This is a genomic window from Pigmentiphaga sp. (assembly GCF_019689535.1).
In the GTDB taxonomy this organism is placed as follows: Bacteria; Pseudomonadota; Gammaproteobacteria; order Burkholderiales; family Burkholderiaceae_B; genus Pigmentiphaga.
This window is the reverse complement of the sequence record NZ_JADGHH010000200.1, coordinates 1-6,060: the sequence shown is the minus strand read 5'-3', so window position 1 is coordinate 6,060 and position 6,060 is coordinate 1. Positions and strand designations below refer to the sequence as shown.

Here is a 6,060-nt window from a genome sequence, read left to right as displayed (position 1 = left end):
GGGTGGGCCGCGGGAGGGAGGGGGCAGCTCTCCATCGAGCCGCGAGAGCAATTGGGCGGCGCCATTGCGCTTGACGGCTACTGTTTCCACGATGGGGACGCCCAGGGCCTGCTCCAGTTTTTCCCGATCGACGCGGATGCCGCGGCGGGCTGCCGCATCGACCATGTTCAGGGCGAGGACCATGGGCAGCCCCAGGCGCTGCAGCTCCAGCACGAAGTGCAGGTGCAGGCGCAAGTTGGTGGCGTCCACCACGGCCACCAGCAGGTCCGGCCTCGGTTCGCCGGCGAACTGGCCCATGCAGATGTCGCGCGTGATGGCCTCGTCCGGGCTGGCAGCGTGCAAGCTGTATGCGCCGGGCAGGTCGAGCACGCTGACCTGCCGGCCCGAGGCGGTGACGAAGCGGCCTTCTTTGCGCTCGACGGTGACGCCGGCATAGTTGGCGACTTTCTGGCGGCTGCCGGTCAGCAGGTTGAACAGTGCGGTTTTTCCGCAATTGGGGTTGCCCACGAGGGCAACGCGCAGGTTCGACAGGGCGGCGGTGGACATGGGATCAGGATGCGAGGGGTTCCACCACGACCCGCGCGGCCTCGGAGCGGCGCAGGGCGAAACGGGTAAAACCTATCTGGACCAGCAGAGGGTCGGCGCCGATCGGGCCGCGGGCCACGATGCGCACGCGCTCGCCGGCGACAAAGCCGAGATCGCGCAGGCGGACGGCAACGGGATCGGCGGGTAGTGCGTCTTCGACGGTATTGACGGCCGCTTCATGGCCAAAGGGTAGCTCGGAGAGGCGTATAGCCATGTACTCGGTCGGCAATGGTGAAAATGAAAACGATAACCAATTATAAAAGGTTTTGCACCGGTCCGGCGCGGTCCACGGGCAGGCAGCACTGCGGCGGTTGCGTGTTTCCGAAAGGCCTTTCAGAGGTAAGGAAATGCTACGACCGGCGTGTTTTGCGCCGCGGCGGGCCGGTGCATCGGGTATCTTGCGGGCGTAGGCTCAACCAAGAGGGGAAAACATGAAAGCATCCGTGGTGGTCGGCCTGTTGCTCATCGTGCTGGGGATAGTGGCCCTCGGCTACCGGACCTTCTCGTACACATCCGAGGAGACGCTGCTCAAGCTCGGCCCAGTGGAGGCCACCGCGGATACCCGCAAGACCGTGGAGATCCCGGTCTGGGCCGGGGTGCTCGCCATTGCTGCCGGGGCGGTAGTCATCGCCCTGGGGCGCCGCCGCTGAGCTTTGCATTCCCGGCGGGGGTTGCTGGGCCGCTCGAAAGCTGTGCCAGCCGCGCGCCTAGGAATTCGCGCACTGCGGGGTGGTGCAGCATGGCCATGTGCCCGACCCGCTCGACGATTTGCGTGACTGCGGCGCCGGGTAGCAGCGCGCGGCTCACCGGGGCGACGATGTTGTCGTGGCGCGAGGCAATGCACGTGCAGAGGCTTGGCCAACCTGGCCGCTCGGCCGTGCATAGCCCGGTCAGCCAGGGGTGGCCGGGCATCATCTGAGCGGCGCACAGGCCACGTCCGAAGCGCGCGTGCCGGGTCCCGCCGTGCGGGGTGCCGATGGTGATGATGTGCCCGATGGGGGCGTCGGGCGCGCAGCGCAGCGCCGCCCGCGCGGCCAGGCCGCCCATGCTGTGCCCGATGACGATGACCGGGCCGGCGCCGGTACGTGCCGCCAGCGCTGCGGCTTCGGCGGCGACCTGCCTGCCGAATTCGTCGATGTTTCCCCGGGGTGGTTCCAGGTCGAGCGCCGCGACGGCCCAGCCGCGCGCGGCGAGCCAATCGTCCAGGTCCCGCCAGATGCCGCGGTTGCATCCGTAGCCATGTACCAGAAGCACCGCGCCCCGTGGGTTGTCGGGCAGGCGGGCGGGCCACCGGTGGCGCCACGGGATATCCACGTACATGTTGCGTATCGAAAGCAGGATCTCAGGCAGCGCGGCGGCGGCCCAGCCGGGCGGTGCGGGTTCACCGGCCCGTTTCGCTTCGGCCCGGGCGAGCAGGAAACCCGCCGCGACGAGGGCGGCGTGGACCAGCACCGCGAGCAAGGCGGCCGTGGCGAGGGCAGCGGGCCAGGGCATCCCATGCGAGAGTGCCCACGCGGTCAGGCCGATGAGCGCCACCACGGTGAGCGTGAAGGCGCGCATGGTCCACGCCATCATGGCTGGGTGGTCCCTTCGCCCCTTGCGCCGGCGCGGCGCTCCAGCCGTTGCGCCACCGCGCGGACCCGCGCATCGCCGGCGCGGGCAAAGAACGCGGCCACCTTGGCGAGGAAGGCGGGCGTGGCCGTCTCAGGCAGGCGCTCCAGCCAGGGCAGCGCGAGGTCGATTTCGCCTCGTTCGACCAGCAGGCGCGCGTAGTTGAACTGCCCACGGAAATCTCCGCCCTCCGCTGCACGGCGGTAGTGCTCGAAAGCGCGCTCTTTGTCGACGGGGACTTCCCAGCCGTCTTCGTAGAAGCCGCCGAGGATATTGATGGATTTCGCATGGCCCAAGGCGGCCGCCCGCTTGAACCACGCCATGGCCTGGGCGCGGTCGGCGGGCACGCCTTCTCCCAGGGCCAGCGCCGTGCCGTAGTTGTACATGCCCCAGTCCAAGCCCTGCTGGGCTGCGAGCCGGTACCAATAGGCGGCCAGGACGAGGTTCACGGGGACCCCCCAGCCGTGGCGGTGGCATTGGCCCAGCATGTTCATCGCCATTGCGTGGTTGGCGTCGGCCGCGCGCTTGAACCAATACACGGCTTGTTCGCGGTCCACGGGCGTGCCGCGGCCGTCGAGCAGTATTTGCCCGTAGACGGCCTGGGCTTCGGGGACGCCGCCTTCGGCAGCGGCCCGTATCCAGGCCACTGCGTGCTCCTCGGGCCCGCGCAGGACCTCGGCGATCTCTTCTGGCGTGGCGGTGTTCAGTCGGCGGGGAGTGATGGGGTGCATGCTGCGATTGTGCATGAGAACGGACGGGCCAGTGCGAAGGCGGCCCCAAGCCTGGCGCAGGCCCGCACCCGGCTTGGCGGCCGCCTTAGAAAAGTTCGGCGCGCCGTCCACACTGGGACGGCACGCCGCGCGCGCAGGGCGAACCTCCTCAGTACTTCAGGTTGACGCTCAGGATTGCTGCCCGGCCTGCCCCCACCGCGGCATAGTGCGTCGAATAGGTCGAGGTGAAGTAGCGCTTGTCGGTCAGGTTGAGCAGGTTCAGCTGCAGGCTCACGTTGCGGTTGATGCGATACGCGGCCATGGCGTCGAAGCGGGTGTAACCCGGGATGTAGCGGCGTACCGCGCCATTCGAGCCGTATTGCTTGCCCACGATGAACACGCCGCCGCCCAGCGAGAAATCGCTGGTCACGCTGTAGGTGCTCCACAGGCTGGCGCTGTGCTTGGGTGTATTGGGGAACTCCTGCCCCTTGGTCACGTCGGTCGTGGCCCCGGTGTTGCGCATCTCGCTGTCCAGGAAGGTGTATCCGCCGAACACTTGCCAAGCCTTGGTGATGTTGCCCGAGAAGCCGACTTCGAAGCCGTTGATGCGGCGGTTGCCAGCCATCGCGTAGGTGTTGTCGGGCATGGTCACGCGGGCATTGGTCGTGTCGATGCGGAACACGGCAGCATTGACTGCGAGTTGGTTATCCAGCAGGTTCCACTTGGTACCCAGCTCCAGCGATCGGTTTTTCTCGGGGCCGAGTTCCGCGGCATTGGGGCCCACGCCACCGCGTCCCGGGGTCAGGCTGCCGCTTTCGCTGCCCTGGCCGAGAAAGGCATTGGCGGGCGTGGACGAGGTGCCGTACGACACGTAAATGCTGCCGTTGGACGCAGGCTTGTAGATCAGGCCCAGCTGGTAGTTGACGAGCGTGTCGTTGCGGCCGACGTCGGTTGTGGCGTTGAAGTAGCGGGTCTTGTAGTCGTCCACGCGCAGGCCGAGGTTGGTCATCCAGCGTTCGCTCAGCTTGATGGTATCGAACGCATAGATGGACTTGGTCGTGGTCTTGAAGTGGTTGGCGCGTTCGCCCTCGATGATGCTCCCCGTCCACGGATCATACGGGTTGGGGTTGTAGAGGTCCGTGCACGTGTAGCCCGACGGCGCGCCTGCGCCCAGCCCGCAAGAGTTGGTGCTGCGGCTGCCCAGGGTGCTCGTAATGGTGTAGGTGCCGTTGTCGGCCTTCTCGCGCGAAAGTTCGATCCCGGCCGTGAAGCTGTGCTCATAGCCTCCCAGGTTGGCCTTGCCGAAAATCTCGGTCTGGTTGGCGATGGTATGGACGCCGCTGGTGCGGGTGTTCGCGCGGCGCCAGACCAAGCCGTCGTTGACGTTGCCCTGGCTGTCGTCGGGTTGGGTCCATATGTAGCGCTGGTCCGAGGCGGTGTAGCGCAGCGTGTTGCGGAAGGTCAGGTTGCTGCTGATGTCGTGCTCGATCCGGGCGGTGGCGACGTCTGAGCGGTTCTTCAGGAAATCGCTGTTGGCCAGGCCGTAGAAATTGTCCATGTCGACTGTGACCGGGCGGATTGCCGTGACGCCGGCGGGCACCCTGTTGCCGTACATGAACGGGATGCCCGAGTCGGGCGTGTCGTCCGTCTGCAAGTGGTAATAGCTCAGCGTGATCCGGGTCGGCGTGTTCAACCCCCACGTGAAGGACGGCGCGATGCCCCAGCGGGAGTTGTCCACCGCCTTGCGGCCTGGCACGTCGGCGTCGTGCGCCATGGCATTGAGCCGGAAGGCCATGTTGTCGCCCAACAGCCAGTTGCCGTCCACCGTGGCGCGCTTGTAATTGTCCGTGCCCAGGCCCAGCGTGGCGTTCGTGAAATTCTCGGCGATGGGCGCCTTGGTGATGAGGTTGATGCTGCCGCCGGCCCCGCCCCGGCCGCCGTAGGCGCCGTCGGGGCCTTTCGTGACCTCGACCTGTTCGATATTGAAGATTTCGCGCGTGGTGGCGCCGATGTCGCGCATGCCATCCACGAACGTGCTGGCCTGTGCGTCATAGCCTCGGATGAACGGGCGATCGCCCAGCGGGTTGCCGCCTTCGCCGGCGCCGAAGGTGATGCCCGGGGTCAGGCGCAGCGCTTCGGTCAGGGTGGTAGAGGCGGTGTTCTCGATGACTTCTTGCGGAATGACGGTCACGCTCTTGGGCGTATCGACCAGCGGCGCGGTGAATTTCGGAGATGCCGATTTTTCTGCCTTGTAGGGCGTATCGGCCTCGCCTTGTACTGTAATCGGCGCGAGCTGGCCGCCGGACCGCGGCGCGTCTGCGTTTGCCGCGTCCTGCGACTGGGCCTGGACGGCAGGCAGGAAGGTCAGGGCGCCGATCGCGGCCGCCAAGGTATTGACCCGGAATGGGTTCGAAGATGTCACCGTGAAATCCCCCCAAGCGGGCGCCTGCGCGCCCGTCAATCATCGAAGAAAAAAAGAGATAAGAAGAATGATTCGCATTTATATCTTAGGGGGCAACGATAGAACGCGCAACCTTACAGGCAACTGAAGATTCCTCAGGGAAGGCGGCCACCCGGGGGCATTTGGGGGAAAAAACAACACGCCGCCGGAGCGCCCAGCTCCATCAGGGCGCTGCAACGCCGCACCGCCGATGCGCTCCAGCGGCCGCCTGGGCTAGCGCGTGGAAACCAGCCGCGTGCCGAGCAGGCGATCCTGGGGAAACTGCTTGTCCGGATCGAAGAAGCTCCAGACGAACCCGATGCCCGTGAGCGTGAACGGCCAGGCCAGCAGGTAGCGGAGGACTGCCTTCCAGAGCGGAGGCCGCCCGCCGTCCGCGTCAGTGAGCCGGATGTGCCAGGTTTTCATGGGCAAGGTCTGGCCACCCAGGCGCCAGCACAAGACGAAATAGGCGCCGATGACGAAGAAGATCCAGGCCTGGCGCTCGTGCCGCAGCGCCAGCGCATGCCTGCTCTGCGTCAGCGTGTCGAAAAGATACCCGGCGACGAATACCACGCCGAACAGCAGGATGGCTTCATACAGCATGCAGGCGAAACGGCGCCAGCGGCCGGGGGTGGGAAGCGGAGCGGGGCGGAAGGACTGCGTATCATTCATGGGGCGCTACGATAACCCGAGCCGGCGGGGGGGGGCCCCCCC

7 protein-coding genes are annotated in these 6,060 nt (G+C 66.6%); 1 reads left to right on the top strand and 6 read right to left on the bottom strand.

Annotated features, from left to right (window positions below):
• Both IRZ12_RS14765 and IRZ12_RS14760 read right to left on the bottom strand, forming a co-directional pair.
• Window positions 1-546 (bottom strand): FeoB small GTPase domain-containing protein (locus IRZ12_RS14765; RefSeq protein ID WP_296469890.1); only part of this gene is annotated, 546 nt, incomplete at its 3' end.
• 4 nt (window positions 547-550) lie between these two features.
• Window positions 551-793, bottom strand: coding sequence for a FeoA family protein (locus IRZ12_RS14760; RefSeq protein WP_296469895.1), 243 nt, complete (start codon window positions 791-793; stop codon window positions 551-553).
• A gap of 223 nt (window positions 794-1,016) precedes the next feature.
• Here IRZ12_RS14760 and IRZ12_RS14755 point away from each other — a divergent pair, with 223 nt between their 5' ends.
• A complete protein-coding gene (locus tag IRZ12_RS14755) occupies window positions 1,017-1,235 on the top strand; it encodes a hypothetical protein (RefSeq protein ID WP_296469886.1) in 219 nt (72 codons plus the stop codon).
• On the opposite strand, the gene IRZ12_RS14750 is transcribed toward IRZ12_RS14755, so the two are convergent.
• From IRZ12_RS14750 to IRZ12_RS14735, 4 genes are all read right to left on the bottom strand, one after another.
• Window positions 1,210-2,160, bottom strand: a complete 951-nt coding sequence (locus tag IRZ12_RS14750) for an alpha/beta fold hydrolase (protein ID WP_296469883.1) — start codon at window positions 2,158-2,160, stop codon at window positions 1,210-1,212. The genes IRZ12_RS14755 and IRZ12_RS14750 overlap by 26 nt on opposite strands.
• Complete coding sequence (locus tag IRZ12_RS14745; RefSeq protein ID WP_296469880.1) at window positions 2,157-2,927, bottom strand: tetratricopeptide repeat protein; 771 nt, start codon at window positions 2,925-2,927, stop codon at window positions 2,157-2,159. The genes IRZ12_RS14750 and IRZ12_RS14745 overlap by 4 nt, the downstream gene beginning before the upstream one ends.
• Before the next feature lie 148 nt (window positions 2,928-3,075).
• Window positions 3,076-5,295 (bottom strand): TonB-dependent siderophore receptor, encoded by a 2,220-nt coding sequence (locus IRZ12_RS14740; RefSeq protein ID WP_296469893.1) that lies wholly within the window; start codon window positions 5,293-5,295, stop codon window positions 3,076-3,078.
• Between the two features lie 285 nt (window positions 5,296-5,580).
• Window positions 5,581-6,018, bottom strand: coding sequence for an RDD family protein (locus IRZ12_RS14735; RefSeq protein ID WP_296469877.1), 438 nt, complete (start codon window positions 6,016-6,018; stop codon window positions 5,581-5,583).
• Between the last annotated feature and the right edge of the window lie 42 nt (window positions 6,019-6,060).

Coding starts and splice junctions, on each gene's coding strand:
- IRZ12_RS14755 (WP_296469886.1), top strand. CDS start 1,017: ATGAAAGCATCCGTGGTGGTCGGCCTGTTGCTCATCGTGCTGGGGATA.
- IRZ12_RS14750 (WP_296469883.1), bottom strand. CDS start 2,160: ATGATGGCGTGGACCATGCGCGCCTTCACGCTCACCGTGGTGGCGCTC.
- IRZ12_RS14745 (WP_296469880.1), bottom strand. CDS start 2,927: ATGCACCCCATCACTCCCCGCCGACTGAACACCGCCACGCCAGAAGAG.
- IRZ12_RS14735 (WP_296469877.1), bottom strand. CDS start 6,018: ATGAATGATACGCAGTCCTTCCGCCCCGCTCCGCTTCCCACCCCCGGC.